At 40.1% G+C, this 16,485-nt stretch carries 9 protein-coding genes and 1 rRNA gene; 6 read left to right on the top strand and 4 right to left on the bottom strand.

Translation table 11 applies throughout. The annotated features are described in order from the left end of the window. A 5S ribosomal RNA gene (gene rrf / locus FLL46_RS15540) occupies positions 1–115 on the top strand. 533 nt (positions 116–648) lie between these two features. Here rrf and FLL46_RS15535 read toward each other — a convergent pair. Both FLL46_RS15535 and FLL46_RS15530 read right to left on the bottom strand, forming a co-directional pair. Continuing rightward, positions 649–1,425, bottom strand: a complete 777-nt coding sequence (locus tag FLL46_RS15535) for a sulfite exporter TauE/SafE family protein (RefSeq protein ID WP_142932238.1) — start codon at positions 1,423–1,425, stop codon at positions 649–651. Positions 1,426–1,542: 117 nt separating this feature from the next. Further along, positions 1,543–3,474, bottom strand: a complete 1,932-nt coding sequence (locus tag FLL46_RS15530) for a S9 family peptidase (protein WP_168204186.1) — start codon at positions 3,472–3,474, stop codon at positions 1,543–1,545. Positions 3,475–4,002: 528 nt separating this feature from the next. Here FLL46_RS15530 and FLL46_RS15525 point away from each other — a divergent pair. Further along, positions 4,003–4,887: a GGDEF domain-containing response regulator gene (locus FLL46_RS15525; protein WP_142932236.1), complete on the top strand. Its 885-nt coding sequence runs from the start codon at positions 4,003–4,005 to the stop codon at positions 4,885–4,887. A 76-nt stretch (positions 4,888–4,963) separates the two neighbouring features. After that, entirely contained in the window at positions 4,964–6,091 is a 1,128-nt protein-coding gene (locus FLL46_RS15520) for a response regulator (RefSeq protein WP_142932235.1), read from the top strand. Positions 6,092–6,096: 5 nt separating this feature from the next. Here the strand turns inward: FLL46_RS15520 and FLL46_RS15515 are convergent, their stop codons facing one another. Both FLL46_RS15515 and FLL46_RS27425 read right to left on the bottom strand, forming a co-directional pair. Continuing rightward, entirely contained in the window at positions 6,097–6,978 is an 882-nt protein-coding gene (locus FLL46_RS15515) for a GGDEF domain-containing response regulator (protein ID WP_142932234.1), read from the bottom strand. Further along, entirely contained in the window at positions 6,979–13,110 is a 6,132-nt protein-coding gene (locus FLL46_RS27425; protein WP_210418719.1) for a response regulator, read from the bottom strand. Positions 13,111–13,500: 390 nt separating this feature from the next. Between FLL46_RS27425 and modA the strand changes: the two genes are divergently transcribed. The 3 genes from modA to modC all read left to right on the top strand — a co-directional run bounded on the left by modA (position 13,501) and on the right by modC (position 16,401). Further along, positions 13,501–14,436, top strand: a complete 936-nt coding sequence (modA, locus tag FLL46_RS15495) for a molybdate ABC transporter substrate-binding protein (protein WP_246119328.1) — start codon at positions 13,501–13,503, stop codon at positions 14,434–14,436. Then, positions 14,436–15,128 (top strand): molybdate ABC transporter permease subunit, encoded by a 693-nt coding sequence (gene modB, locus FLL46_RS15490; RefSeq protein ID WP_142932233.1) that lies wholly within the window; start codon positions 14,436–14,438, stop codon positions 15,126–15,128. Before modA ends, modB begins: the two co-directional genes overlap by 1 nt. Before the next feature lie 193 nt (positions 15,129–15,321). Continuing rightward, positions 15,322–16,401, top strand: coding sequence for a molybdenum ABC transporter ATP-binding protein (gene modC / locus FLL46_RS15485; RefSeq protein WP_168204185.1), 1,080 nt, complete (start codon positions 15,322–15,324; stop codon positions 16,399–16,401). Positions 16,402–16,485 lie beyond the last annotated feature (84 nt).

Here is a 16,485-nt window from a genome sequence, read left to right as displayed (position 1 = left end):
CTGGTGACATTAGCAAACGGGAACCACCTGAATCCATCTCGAACTCAGAAGTGAAAACGTTTAGCGCCGATGATAGTGTGGGGCTTCCCCATGTGAAAGTAGGTCAACGCCAGGCATTTAATTAAGAAGAAGCCCAGTCGAAAGGTTGGGCTTTTTTTATTGCTGGTAGGAAAAAGCCCGTTTTTTTATTAATAGTGTGGGGCTGCGAGATGTTGCACCATCGGAGTGCCGCATCACCCAATGAAAGTAGGTTAACGTCAGGTATTTAATTAGGAGAAAGCCCAGCCGAAAGGTTGGGCTTTTTTATTGCTGGTAGGAAAAAGCTCGTGATTGATTAAGAGTTGTCGCTGTGTGAATGGCTTAGCACCGATGAAGTGGGTCAATCGAGAGAACAAGGGAGGCCCTACTTTTACCAACGTTTATAGTGCTTTTGTTAAGAAGCTAGGACAGCGGAAGCTCAGGAAGCTCTCTTATCGATTAGAGCATGTAAAGTTAAAATTAGAAGGAATAATTCCGAAAACTTCACATTAATAATAGAATTTCATTAAGGTTTGTTTGCTAAATCGCAAAGCTCTAATCAGGTATTAATTTGGGTTAAGGCAACACGATTAGAACTAATCACACGCTATCCGAAGAAATGAAATTCATTCAGATCAATCCAACAGATAAGCCTACACCCACAAAAATCATTAGGAGAGAAACACAAAGTTGAATACCTTTCATTGTTATTTTATTTAGGTAGAAGCGACCAATTATTGCGCCGATAAACGCGCAAAGTGTGGCAGTTAGGATTGTTATTGATAAGTTACTAGAGAAATGCAGTGCTTCAAATGTGTTGAAGTAAATGGAAATACGTGCAATATCAACAAGACATGACGAAATGACACCAGTTGCGATAAATTCTTTTTTGGGAAGCGAAAACTTAATTAAAAATGCACTTCTAAATGCGCCTTGATTACCGGTTAGACCACCAAAAAAACCTGACAATAGTCCGCCTAAACTAATGTACTTTTTTTTAAACTTAAATGATTGTAATTTTTTAGAAAGTTCCGAAAACGCAAAGATAATGAAAATGACACCAACTAATAGTTTGATAGGGGTTATTTCATATTGGCTAGAAAACATCGAATAAGCATAAAGTTTTGGAAGCTCTCCTAAATAGCTGAGTGTTGATGCACCTAATAATGCGGCAATTCCTGCTGGTATAGAGAACTTTAAAAATAAATCCCAACGAATGTGTTTATAAATGAGCCCAAGTTTAAAGAAATTATTAGCTAAGTGAACGATTGCTGTGGCGGCAATTGCTAATTGAACAGGAAAAAATAAGGCGAACACTGGGGTCAGTAGTGTGCCAAGGCCGAATCCGGAAAAGAAAGTTAATAGAGAGGCAATACAAGATACAAGCGCAATAATAAATAGTGTCATCGTTAAAGGATTATGAACCACATGCTGGTTATTAACATTGTTTGAAATATTGGTAAATAAAAAAAAGCCAGCGAGGACTGCTCCTGACTGGCTTTTAATCTAAAATTGACTAACGATTTATTTTAGATGTTTCGCTAGGAATTTTTCCATTTTGGTGTACAACTCGATGCGATTCTCTTCTTTTCGGAAGCCGTGTCCTTCATCATTTTTCATAATCCATTCATCATCATTGAGTTTTATCCCTCTATCTTCAAGTGCATCTCTCAGATCAGTTGCATGTTGCTTAACAACACGAGGATCTTTCGCACCTTGCACTATCATGAGCGGTGCTTTGATTTTATCAACGTGTGCTAAAGGAGACATACGGTTCATTAGTTCTTTATCTTCTGGATCACCTATGCGTAATTTCAACTGCTCCTTCGCGGGTTCCCAGTGTTTGGGCATAGAAGTGAAAAGTAAGCCTACATCAGTCACACCAACATAGTTAATTCCGCACTTATAAAGATCCGGGGTGAAAGTCAGGCCGGCCATTGTTGCGTAACCACCATAGCTTGCACCATAAATACAAACGCGTTTTGGATCGGCTATGCCTTCTTTCACAAGATACTTGACTGCGTCAGTGAGGTCATGTTGCATCTCTGCACCCCATTTACCGCCGTAACCAGCTTGCTGGAAATTACGTCCATATCCACCAGAGCCACGGAAGTTTACTTGAACCGTTGCGTAACCTCTACTCGCAAAAAACTGATGCTCAGAGTTGTAGCCCCAAGTATCGCGAACGCCATAAGGACCACCATGAGGATTAACAATAAGTGGTAAGTTTTTACCATCAGAGTCTTTCGGAATAGTGAGGTAGCCATGAATGGTTAGTCCATCGCGACTGGTAAATTTGATTGCCTTCATTGGTGATAGATAATCAGGATTTAACCAATCCATTCTAGGAACTAGTGGAATTACGTTGTTTTTATTTCTGTCAAAAAGAAAATATTTACCCGGATCATTATCATTGCTGACAACGATGATATTTAACATTTCATCTTTTGATTGGCTTGAAATGTTAACGCGTTTTCCAGGAAAAGCATCCTGGAGTTTTTTCATCATTTTCTCTGTAGCATCATCAAAATAGACAGTTTCTGGGTATTCATGAATATATGAGATTCCAAGTAGTTTCTTCTGCTTTCTTGACATCCACAGGCCAGCAACATCAACGATTTCGTGACCAAAAATCATGTCACCAAGTTTGTTGGTTTCTGGGTCATACCTGTAAACAGCATTTTTGTCTCTGCCAATATTCGAATTAACGAACATGGTTTTATTATCGTAGTCAAAAGCTAGTGGTGAAATACCTTCATCTTCAACATTAAACTCTCTGATTACTCGGAAATCTTTCTCACCCTTTGCTTTATAGTGAAATTTACCTTTGAGACCATTGATTGAGAATGCGCCTCTTACGTCTCCGTCGTGATCAACCAGCCAACCTTGCACATCACCAGGGTTTTTTGCGATAAGCTTCATTTTCGAATTCTTTTTACGCTTATTACTCCAGCGGCTGTCCAGGTTCAGTTTGTATAGATCCGGTGCTTTAACTCGGCGTTGGTTAAATTGGACGATAATGTGGTCAGGATCTTCGGGTAGCGTGTGGACAGTACTTGCAGAACGAATTCCAGAAGCACCTGCTGTAGCGCCAACTAATTGTATTATCTTAGGTTTTTTTAGCGACGTATCAACTTTGAAGATACTGAAAGCCTCATTTCCGTCACTATCCATGGTGAAAACGATGTCTTTATTGTTTGCCCAGAAAAAACCACCGATGTCCTGCTTACTCAGCCCTGTGATAGGACGAATATTTTTGAGGCCATCAGTATCCATAATAACGATGTTGCGACGGTTGTTGACAGGAGATAGAACTGCGATGTGTTTACCATCTGGAGAAAGTTGTAATCCTGTAAATTCGGGGTTTCTAAAAAAGTCTTTTACGGGGATATCGCTCGCTTTTGCCCAAATTGCCTGTGAAGCAACGGCCAAAAACAGTGCGACCCCTAGTTTCATTAATGCTCGCATAGTGCCTTCCAATTATTAGTATGGTGTGGAGCCATTTATTATAAAGAATGGCTATTGACGAAATTAAGTCTATCGAAAGATGGATTGTTAATAAATGTTAATAATCCGCGATAAATAGTAATATTCACATCATTAGTACCCTAATATTCGCATTTATTACAAGAAGCAAACTCAATTTTGATTAAAAAAATAAATATAACGCGATAATATTAATGGGGTCCCATCGAATACTTACCTTAAGCGATACATTATTGATAGTTAGTCACAATACTTCTTTAGTGATTTCGGTTTAAAAATCTCAGTGAAGCTCAAATCGCTCTGGCAAAATACTCATAATGGACTAAATTACAAATAGTAATAGTTCATATTCAATAAATTTCGTAAAAATGGTTTAGCCCTTGTTTTCGGGCGCTAAGTTGCTTTGTTGAGGCATCTGTCCTTGTTCTTGGTGGACTATCTTCGTCAAGGTCAATATCGAATCAATCGACATACTCATAAGGTAAGCGAGTACAGTTAATGAGCGAGAAAGCAGTCATATTAATCGTTGACGATAGCGCTACCAATATACAAATGACGGCTGCATTGCTGAAGGATAAATATCGGCTCAAAGTTGCAACTGATGGGGAGCGTTGCCTTGAACTTGCTTTATCGGACCCAGTGCCAGATCTCATTTTATTGGATGTGGTTATGCCAAAAATGGACGGGTATGAGGTTTGTCGTAAGTTAAAAGAAAGTCAGTTAACAAGAGATATTCCGGTTATTTTCGTTACCGGAAGAAATGAAGAAGAAGACGAAGAATATGGTTTAACGCTAGGCGCGGTTGACTATGTAGCTAAACCAATTCGACCGATTATACTTGAAGCAAGAGTTGATACTCATGTGACTTTAAAAGTCCAACGAGATCAATTGACAAATCTTGCGATGAGAGATCAGTTAACTGGCGCTTATAACCGCCATTATCTGGTAGAGGACGCCAATCGAAAGGTGAGTGAAGCTCAACGATTTCAGTCTCCTTTAAGCCTGTTGATGCTAGACATTGATCACTTTAAGGTCATTAATGATCAATACGGGCACCAAACTGGCGATAGAGTATTAAAAAGCGTCGCAAAAGTTATTCAAAAGCAATGTCGTCAGGAAGATAGTGTTGCTCGTTTTGGTGGAGAGGAGTTTGTAATATTAATGCCTCACTGCGACATGGACCAAGCCAAAGAAAAGGCAGAAAATATTCGCCAATCACTCATTAAACTCAGGCCTTTTGATATTGAGGTAACTGTGAGTATCGGCGTTGCTGAACTATCCAGTAAGTCAGAAAAATTTGAGGCACTTCTTTCAAGAGCTGACAGTGCCGTATACCAGGCGAAGGAAAACGGAAGAAATAACGTCTGCTCTCAAATCGTTTAGATATCAATATTTTAGATGTCAACATATTGAAGTATCCCAGGGAATTAGAAAAATATAACTCGATAGGAGTGACTTAATGTCGCAACAACAAAAAATACTCGTTGTAGACGATGCAGTAGATAATCGGTTGTTATTAAAAATGTTATTGGAAGATAGTTACCAGGTTGATGAAGTCGACTCAGGTAGAGCTTGTCTTGATTTGTTGCAGAACGAAAGTCCTGATTTAATTCTACTTGATATTAACATGCCTGAGACGAGTGGTTATGAAGTGTGTTCCGAAATTCGTAAAACCCCTGAAATTTCTGCATTACCAGTAATATTTGTATCAGCATTAGATAGCACCGAAGAAAGGTTGGCCGGTTTTGAAGTCGGCGCTGATGACTACATAACAAAACCTGTTGACGGTGAAGAATTACTTAAGAAAGTCGAGCTTCGTTTGGCACGCCAGCAAGAAATTGCTGACGCAAAAAATGAAGCGAGCATGGCAATGAACGTCGCTATGGAGGCAATGACTTCCAGCAGCGAACTCGGTCAAATTATTCAATTTGTTAAAAAAGTAGAAGAGCAAAATACATTAGAAGCGGTTGGCACTGCAATTCTGGCGATGGCACAAGAATTCAGCTTAAATTCTTGTGCTTTAGTGACAGGAGAAGAGTCTGTATATGTTGGGTGCCAAGCTGGTAGTTTAGAAGCACGGCTACTTGAAAAGTTTTTGAGTTGCGAAGAGAGAGTAACAAATTTAGGGATCCGCACGATTATTCGTAGCGATAATCTCGTTTTGTTAGTCAAAAATATGCCACTTGATGACGAGAGCCGTTACGGCAGACTTAAAGATCATTTAGCGGTTCTAACCGATATTGCTAATGGAAGGCTATCGACCATTAATGCAAAAATCGCAATGCTCAGTCAACGTAAGGATATTTTAAATCAAGTAATATCTCTCGCCGAAAAACAAATCAAACTCACGAGTGAAAAAATACACTTACATTCTGAAACCGTTATAAAAACCATGGAGGCCATGTTAAATGAGTTAGAATCGATGTTATTCGGTTTGGGGCTTGAAGAAGATCAGGAAAAAAAGCTGATGGTTTTGGCTGACCGAACCTCCGATAACCTGACTCAAAATAATGAGCAAACTAGTGCGTTAGACTCTGAGTTAGGGGTGATTCTTGAAGCCCTTTACGATTTACTCGAAAAAGAATAAAGAAGTTATATTTCAGAGCAGATAACACAATTTCCTCCTGAGTTTTGAGCGTCGTAAAGTGCCATTTCCACTCGTTTCAATAACAGGTTAAAGTGCTCTCCTTCTGGTTTTAATTCGGCAAGACCAAAGCTTGCTGTGATCGATTTTCCTCTAAACTCAAGTCGTGCGATTTTCTGCCGAAAGTGTTCAGCTTTTTTTTGCGCAGAAAGTAGCTCGCAGTGATCAAGTAATATCGCAAATTTGCATTTTTCAAAATAGGCGACAACATCTTCATTGCGTGTGATTTCACTGAATAGTTTCGCTATGGATCTTAATAATTCTTTTAAAGCTACCTGATCACTAGTCTCAAAATGATCGAGACACGCAATTAAAAGGCTGAGTGAATGCCCGTGCCGCAGTGCTTTGGACACATGTTGGTTGCCAGTTTCAAATAGATAATGCCGATTGTAAAGTTCCGTTAATTCGTCATTAAAAGTCATTTTTGCCAATTGATCTCGCTGTCGCTTTAACTCCATGTGGGCATTTATTCTCGCTTTGACTAATGCCGGTTGAATTGGCTTAGTTAGATAATCAACTGCTCCCAGTGCTAATCCTTGTTCCTCATCATCTTCAGTATCATGTGCTGTCACAAAAATTATCGGAACATCACTTGTGCTCTCTATCGCTTTCAAGTTTAAACAAACTTCATAACCATCCATTCCTGGCATTTCAATATTGAGTAAAATTAGATCTGGAAGTGGAGAGGTTTGAGCAAGTTGAAGACATTGCTCTCCATTATTGGCAACTTTTATGTGATAGTCATCCGATAGGCAATTGGCTAGTACCTGAATGTTAATTGCAACATCGTCAACAATTAATATGGTTAGTCTATCATTCTGAATGGTCATTTAATCTGCCTTGTCAGTATTTTCTGATTCGTTTGCTAATACATTCGAACGGATATCATCAACCAGGGCTAGCGCTGAATGTGTGTCAAATTGATCAACATAGTTAACCAGTTTTGATAGTTTTGATTGAATGTTGTCATCTTCGAAAGGTTCACTGATTGGCAAGAGTTCTTCATTGCTAATATAACTGCCGGACTCTAGTTTTTGAGCGAGACTTTCCAAGAACTTATCGAGTTCTTTATTAGTTACTATTTTGTTTCTTGGTGGTGTATTATGAGTCTCTTCTGAACGACTATCTTGTAATACCTGGTGTAGTTCTTCATGGCTGGTTTGGATATTATTCATTAACAACGGCCATTCTTTGTTATTTTGTTTTTTGCAAGCGAGTTCTAATAAGCGCGCGGATTCCTGTAATCTTAATCCACTAATGTTACCGGCGGCGCCTTTGATCGTATGTGCAATATGACGAACTTTGTCAGCGTCGCCGCTTTCAACCGCTTCTTTAAGATCCTGAATGTTGCCTGGCATATCTTCAATAAAAAGTGCCATTAATTTTTTTAGTAATGGTTGCTTTCCTAACACTCTCTTTAGCGCTGCTTGTTTATCCCAGCAAGGTAGTTCATCAAGCGGCAAGTTATCTAACTCAGGTTCTGCGCTAACTTGCGACTTTGAGTCTGTTTTGTTACTAATTGCCTCAGCAGCCATTTTTTTTCGTGAATTCGCGCTAAACCTATGAGCTAGCTTCTCGAAAAGCTCATTGGGTTCAACGGGTTTACTAATATAGTCATCCATACCAGCGGCAAGACACTTTTCTCTGTCTCCTTTCATCGCATTGGCAGTCATTGCGATTATTATTATTTCTTTATTTTCTTCGCCTGCTTGGCTATCTCGGATAACTCTGCTAGCTTGATAACCATCCATTTCAGGCATCTGACAGTCCATTAATATCAGTGAGTAAGGAGAATTTTCTGGCGCCGTCTTAAGCAAATTAATCGCTTCTAATCCATTGCCGGCGACGTCAGCATTAAGTCCGAATTCGCCTAAAATACCACGCGCAACTTCTTGGTTAACTTGATTATCTTCGACCAGAAGAATTCTGAATGGCTTTATCCATTGATGATTTTCGCTTTCCAGGTAAGTTTCTTTAGACTCGCCTGTTTTTAGTGTTTTCAAGTAATGATGAGTAACTAGTGGCTGCGCTTTAGCTAACGCTTCGCCGTCATCAATGACAACTGACAGTGCGCTGAACAAATCTGAAGTCGTCGCGGGCTTTGGAAAGTAAGCATGAAATCCTAATTTAGCAAAATGCTGCGCATCACCGCGATGGCTCATTGAAGTCATCATAATCAATTTCATTTGCCTAAATCGAGAGTCTGCTTGTAACTTTTGCCCCAGCTCAGAGCCGTCCATTTCAGGCATTTGCATATCTAACAAAGCAGCATCAAAAAATCGTTGTTCGTCACTTGCTGCTCTAGCTTCACACAATGCGAGCGCGGTTTTTCCATCTTCAGCTTCGTAGACCTCTGCGCCCCAATGTTCTAGTTGGCCGCGTAATACCTCACGATTAGTTGAGTTGTCATCGACGACTAAAATATCCAATTTATCGATTGCTATTTCAGGTAAAACGATTTCAGACTGGCCGCTCAATCCCATAAAAATAATAAATTGAAAACTGCTCCCAATACCTGGCTCACTGTGAACGCTGATATCTCCGCCCATTAATTCACAAAGCTTTTTAACAATAGAAAGTCCAAGGCCAGTACCACCAAATTTTCGTGTGGTTGAGGCATCGGCTTGACTAAATGGCGCGAAAAGTGTTTTTTGTTTTTCGGTAGGGACGCCTATCCCTGTATCACTAACCGTGCAATCGAATTGCAGTCTGTTATCGTACGAGCGAGATAAACTCGCTTTAATCAATATTTCGCCCTGTTCGGTAAACTTGATTGAGTTACCCACCAGGTTGGTTAATATCTGACGTAATCGACCAGGATCTCCGGTAACTAGCGAGTGTTCAACATTGGTGATATCTAAAATGAGTTCCAACCCTTTGTCTTGTGCTCTGTGAGCCATTGACTCTGCAAACTCATCAAGCATTTGCCGAAGATTAAAGTCAAAAATTTCCAGTTCTAATTTCCCTGCATCAACTTTGGAAAAATCCAAAATGTCATTGATCAGCGCTAGTAAGGATTGTGCGCTAGACTGTGCCAGGTGAGCTTTATGTTTTTGATCTTGGTTAAGTGGACTATTAAGCAATAAACCTAGCATACCAAGGACGCCATTCATTGGAGTGCGTATTTCATGACTCATACTGGCGAGAAATTCGCTTTTTAACCGGCTAGACTCTTCGGCTTCGTGGCGAGCTATTTCAAGTTGCTGATTGACATTTTCATTGAGTATATTAATCGAAAGAATGTCGCCAATTTCCTTCAAAAGTGTCAGGCGTTCATAACTTTTATCTGGTTTTTTTTCACTGGCTAACACCACGATACCCAAAACATTATGCCTTCTTTCCGTTCTGTTGTTCATTGGCAAAATATAAAGGCCGCAGTCTTCCAGTTCTGACCATTTAGTCATGACTCGCTCGTCATCAAACACACTGTCGCAAATTAATAACTGACCTGTTTCTGCGACACCGCCACAAATTCCTTGTCCAATTTCAATGGTCGATTCCTCTTTTAGAAAATCGATGCTAAGCTCGCCGCAATAGCAAAGTAACTGAAGAACCCTGGTTTTTTCATCGTATAGATAAATCCCACCCTTGGATTTCATTCCTTCGATAGTTAATATAGTGCTGAGTACATTATCGAGCCTTTGTGAAAGCGGTTTGTTTTGATTAAGCGCCGAAGTGATATTCAACTTTACCTGGGTTGACTCCAATAGTTGCTTTTGCTGTTGCTGAGTAATCATTCGTTGGGTTACGTCTCTAAAGCTCCACACTCGGCCAATTGGCGTTTTATTCATCAGCATGGGCTGAGAAATCTTTTCGATAATTCTCCCATCTGTAAGGACCAACATTTCAGTTGATTCGGCAAACTTATCTTGTTTAAATGACTCTAGGTTTTTTGTCAGAATTTCTGGTTTCTTTAAATACTGAGAAATGGTTTTTACTACGCTACTTTCGTCTAAAACTTTTGCAGGTTTATCAGGTATATCCCAAAGTGAAACAAAACGGCTGTTTGTTCTTAGTATTTTCCCTTCTGTACTGGTGACCAAAATCGCATTATCTGTTGACTCAATTGTCGATTCCAGTAGCGCCATAGTTTCACTAATTGCCAGTTCTGCATTTTTACGCTCAGTAATATCCAGATGTGTTCCAATCATTCGTTTCGGTTTACCATCTGCGTGCCATTCAACAACTTTTCCTGTGTCCAATACCCAAACCCAGTCACCGGATTTATGTTTCATTCTAGCTTCAAACACATAGCGCTGGCTTTCGCCGCTCCAATGTTTTTCCAGGAGTTTTCCTGATTCTATTAGGTCCTCTGGATGACAGTGATTTATCCAGGTATTAATATCGGTCGGCTCCAACTCTTGCAATTGATAACCAATTATTTCCGCCCAGCGTTGATTGAATAAAACTTCGCCGGTTTGAACTTGCCAATCCCAAACTCCAACTGCCGTGGAATCGATGACTAATTCTAAGTGTTTCGATTTTTCCGCAAGTTCTAACTCCATCTGTTTTCTTTCAGTAATATCGGTGCGAATTGCAATATAACTTTGTGGTTTTCCGTTTGGACCTAGAAATGGCACAATTGTTGTGTCAACCCAGTATATGTTTCCGAGTTTCGCGCGGTTTTTAAATTCACCATGCCAGACTTTTCCATTTGCAATTGTTGTGTACATGTCTTGCCAAAATTGTGTGTCATGGTAACCAGAATTTACAATTCGGTGGTTTTGGCCTACGAGCTCCTCAACGGTGTAGCCACTAATTTCAGCGAACTTCTCGTTGGCAAAGGTAATATTTCCTTTCACATCGGTAACCGCAACAATTGCATGTTGATCGAGTGCAAATTTTTGTTCTGCCAGTTCCCTATCTCTCGCTTTTCTAAGGGTCAGCATGTTATGAAAATTTCGAGCGAGCACACCGATTTCATCTTTGGAGTTAATTGGTAGTGGTAAAAGTTCTCCATGGCGCTCGAAATGCTCTAAGGCTGAGGTAGTTTGTAGAAGAGGTGCAGTTATTCGCCTGGAACCAAATACTGCTAAAGCGAGCGCGATAATTGCAAGACCAAGACCGACGATGAAGCTACGATTGCGAAAGTCAGCAAGTTGCTGCTGTAGCACTTCATGGTCGAAGGTGAGTAGGAGATGTAAGTTATTCTGTTTCTCAAGAAAAGGTAATTGAACTAGTCGATAAAAGCCATTCGGTGTTTGCTTTGTATTTTCAAAGAAGCTTAACTCATCTGTCATTTCAAGTTGAGTGACTTGCTTGTTAAAAATATCTTTCAGTGGAGGAAACTCCTCTTGCATCAGGTGACGTTCCCCAAGGTCAAAGCCAAATGTTTTTGAGTTGTCTGGGTGAATAAGATAATCACCGCTTTGATTAGAGAGGTAGAAGTTGATATTTTGTAAACTGGTTTTTAGCAAGTTTGCTCTAAAAAAACCAAAGTCGGCGCTAATGACTAGAAAACCGAAGAGCTCATTATTACTCTGATCAAATATAGGTGTGCCAATGCGAAGTACTGGTTGGTGTGGCGTTGATATTTTCCCATGTTCCTGATTCAGCTCTATACGTGAAAAATAAACGTTACCGTCAGATAATGTGAGCATATCCTTAAAATAAGTTCTTTCACTTTTTTGCTGTAGTTCGCTTTTCCGTACTCTAATAATCGCTTCTTCTTCGCGGTAAACATTGACTAGTTCCAATCCATCATTGTCAACACCGATATAACGAATTTTGAAATAATTTGGTTTATTATCCAGAATCTCGCTAAATATTTGCTCAATTCTGCTTTGCCAAAGCGCACGGTTGATTTCATCATTTTGATTTTCAGATTGAATGAATTCTTGAATTGCTGGAGTTCTGCTTAAAAACAGCACATCGCCGTAGGCCTGCTTGTAAAAATTTGAAAGTAGTGGCTCAACTAATTGTGATTCGATTTTAAGTTCTTCAATTTCTTGACTGCGAACCAATCGTTCTGTGTCCAGATAGAAAATGCCACCGACTAACAACGAAACAACAATTGCCAATACAAAGGAAGCGGCGGGAATAGTGATGGCTTGAGGGCGCGTTGCTTGTCCGGTTTTGACCAGGCCTTCAAGTTCCGGTGAAGAGTCGGTGACAAGGACTTCTTCTTTCGAATTCCGAGAACTCAATTCACGCTGAAACAAGTCAAAAAGCACACCAAAAAGAATACAGAAATAAGCGATAATTTTGAGCATATGTGCAATATTAAAGTGATTATCAAATATTTCTGTAGACCCGAAACTCATATGCAGTTGAGTTACTGTTTGGGGAACAAGGCTGAGTAGTAGTGCATATTTGATTATCTCTGGGCGTTGGCGATACCAATTCCAGGCGAGCGCAGCGGTCAATAAAAACATCGCCAGCGGTAGGACGTCGAAAGGACGGATAATCAGAGCAGCAGGAAAAGTTGTCTTAGGAAGTTGTGCGCTGGTCGACGTGAGAAATACAGCGATAATTGCGATTGAAATAAAGAGAAGACTAATGACCGCCAGTTGAGTTATTTGGTTTCTATTTGATGAAGGTCGCGAATTTGTCAGTGGTTGTTTATAGACCATCCAAATACTGATACCAATCCCAATAATGATGATTGCTGCGTTAAATATACGGGAAAATGCCCAGGTGAAAGGGATGAAGTCACTATTTGAGGCACTTAAATTGATAATGCCGGTTGCTGCCAGAGTATGAAAGGCGTCAATCAGACCGGCGCAAAAAAATGCCATTCCAATGATTGGAACGGTAATGTCTCTATACCGATAAAAGTGTAAAAATGAAACTAATGCGGCAATAACAGCGATACTGACGGCACTCCATTCCATCAGGACATGATGCAAAGTGCCGGTAGCTGATTTGGAAGAAAAGTCGGCACCCAGAAGATTTAGCACAAAAGGAAGGCTAGTCACTGTAACAACGAGAATTAGTGCGCGAATTTTAACCGCAAAAAGCATTCTTTTTCCTTAAAGCTATCTACGAATTTTGCCCGGAGTATTACGAGCAATATTCGAAGTTTTCATAAATGAGATAAATCGGTGTATTATCGAAGACAACTAGTTGTTTAAGCATAGTCGCTTTAGTGGGTTAAGCAAGGTAGAACGCTTTGAACCGGGCTTCTTTCTGTTCGTTGAATTTTGGCGATATTTGAGTTGGTGCTACTGGTATTTGCGAAGTTGAAGAAGTCTTCAAACTGTCTAATATGATCGAAATCAATTCAATCATTCAAAATTGATTTAGCTTATACTTTAAATAGGTGCGGGGGTAAACAAAGCTCAGCCTGAACCCCAATAGTTTTAATCTTGCATCGAATACTGATAATCATATAAACGAGAACCTTTACACAAATGATTCATCGCTTTATTGCTAATGGTGGTTTTTTTCTTTGTCAGCTGATGTTGTTGGTTGGGATACTTGGATATTCACCCGCGTTGCGAGGGGGCAGCGCTGACGACGGTGTGAGTATTAATCGTGTGGCTATTAATAACGAAACTATCGATAACGAAGCTATCAATGTCGCTGTCGCAGCTAATTTTTATGCGCCGCTTAAAGTGATATCGAACAAGTTTGAAAAACAGAGTGGTCGAAAAGTAAGATTAATACCTGGCTCTTCCGGCAAAATTTTTGCGCAGATAAAAAACGGGGCACCATTTGATGTTTTTCTGTCTGCGGATCAACATAAACCCGCCGCGCTAGAGCAAGCAGGGCTGGTAGTGAAGGGTAGTCGGTTTACCTACGCTCAGGGGGAGTTAGTGCTTTGGTCAAATCAAGCTGGGTTATCGTTTAACGGTGCAAAAACTATTCAGTCAAATGTTGTTAAAAAGCTCGCGTTGGCTAATCCTAAGTTAGCACCTTATGGGTTGGCGGCAAAACAAGTTTTAGACAGTCTTAATCTTTATGAAAGCGTTAAGAATAAATTGGTTTATGGTGAAAATATCGCACAAACTTATCAATTTGTCGCGTCGGGTAATGCTCAAGTAGGCTTTTTAGCGCTTTCCCAGGTGATTGGCATGTCTGAATCTGGAGAGGCAAAGCACCGCTCTGGTTCTTTTTGGCGGGTTCCAGGCGAGCTACATCAGCCAATTTTTCAAGACGCTGTTATATTAAAGCGAGCGAAGGCAAACTCAACTGCTAGCGAATTTTTGAAGTTTTTGCGCACCACTCGTGCTACTCACATCATTCATGCGTATGGTTACAAAGCAATGCAAACAAATAGCGCTCAACCAGTCCATCATTTGATGAAGCGCGATAAAGTGAAAAATAATAACGAAGGAGTCTACTAGTGGGATTTACAGAAGGCGATCTGAGTGCTATCTGGCTAACCATCAAGATTGCGAGTGTGACCACCGCGCTGTTACTTATCTTAGGAACCCCTTTAGCATGGTGGTTGGCCCGCACGCGATCTTTTTGGAAGGGACCGATCGGTGCTATCGTTGCACTCCCGCTGGTGTTGCCTCCGACGGTTCTGGGCTTTTATTTATTGTTAGCTATGGGGCCCAATGGTCCTATTGGTAAGTTTACTACGGCCTTGGGAATTGGCACATTACCTTTTACTTTTTGGGGGCTTGTCATCGCTTCAATTTTTTATTCGCTGCCTTTCGTTGTTCAGCCAATTCAAAATGCTATAGAGGCTATCGGAGAGAAGCCGTTAGAAGCTGCTGCAACTTTGCGCGCAGGTCCCTGGGATCGTTTTTTTTCTATCGTGGTGCCACTTGCGAGGCCAGGGTTTATCACGGCGACGATTTTGGGTTTCGCCCATACTGTCGGAGAATTCGGCGTTGTTTTGATGGTTGGCGGGAATATTCCCGAAGTCACTCGTGTGATATCGGTTCAAATTTATGATCATGTTGAGGCAATGGAATATACTCAAGCCCACTGGTTGTCTGCTGGTATGATTATTTTTTCGTTTATTGTATTAACGATGGTATACCTGTTTAACAATAAAAAGAGTACCAGCAAGATAATCGGCGTTTAGCTCGATGTTTCAAGATTAAAGAATTAAGGTGTAGGGTTTCAGGTTTAAAGTTATATCGTTAAAAGAGTATTTAATAACGAAAACTAACTGAATAAAAAAGCGCTTTTGCAAATCGAAGCTCAAAGGATTTTATTAGAGTTGACTGATAAAAATTAATAATAAGTACGAGAAATTTAAATATAGAGTAAATGATTTGAATAACAATAATATCTCAGCAAAGTTTAGTTTTCGAAATCCAAATTTTTATTTTGATATTGAACTAAATATACCTGTTAGCGGTATTACTGCTGTATTTGGACAGTCAGGGGCCGGCAAAACGACCTTACTGCGCTGTATTGCTGGCCTTGAAAAAATTGCGGGCGGCCAGCTGAAATTTGGAGAGCAACAATGGCAATCAGCTGACCAATTTTTACCGGTTCATCAAAGACCCATTGGATATGTTTTTCAAGAGTCTGCATTATTTGAACACTTGAATGTGTTGGAAAATTTAAATTATGGTAGAAAGCGGGCGCACTCAGGTGTTAATCAAGAAGAGTTTGAACGTATTGTCGAGTTAATGGGAATTTCTCAATTGCTTTCGAATAATGCTGCTTTATTATCCGGTGGAGAAAAACAACGAGTCGCTATTGCCAGAGCTTTGATGATGAAGCCAGAAATACTACTAATGGACGAACCACTGGCTTCTTTAGATCGCAAGCGTAAACAAGAGGTAATGGAATATCTCGAAAATCTACATAGAGAATTGTCTATTCCCATTTTGTACGTGAGTCATAGTGTTGAAGAAGTGACTCGCCTGGCGACTTATATCGTCGTTTTGGAACGAGGGAAAATTGTTAAGCATGGTGACATCAAACGAGTACTCTCTGATCATATTCTTCAAGACATGATGGCTGATGAACCCTTTACATTGTTATTTGGACAAGTCATTAGCGCTTGCAATGAATATTGTCTGACCGAAGTAAAAATTGATGGACATACTATTTATATGCCAAGACAAAATGTTAGTGATGAGCAGTTAATTAGACTTCACTTAAATGCCAGGGATATCAGCATTACCTTACAGAAGCCACAACAAACCAGCGTTTTGAATGTTTTCGAGTGCCAAGTCATTGAAATCGGTGACGCTACAGGAAATGGACAGTGTATGGTTCGCTTGTCACTCAATAACACCGAATTGTTAGCCAAGATTTCTGACTATTCTCGCGTGATACTCAATTTACGACCGGCGCAAAAGGTTTTTGCACAGATAAAAGCTGTTTCAGTGGTTCAATAGAATGCTCGCTGTTGAGGTTATCTCGTTTAATTATTCGTCTCCAAAAAATGTTCGCAGGTAATTTTGCGCAAAATTGAAGGAGTT

It is taken from the genome of Aliikangiella coralliicola, from assembly GCF_007004725.1.
Taxonomy (GTDB): Bacteria; Pseudomonadota; Gammaproteobacteria; order Enterobacterales; family Kangiellaceae; genus Aliikangiella; species Aliikangiella coralliicola.
Note: the sequence above shows the minus strand (reverse complement) of the source record. Positions and strands in the feature narration are given on the sequence as shown.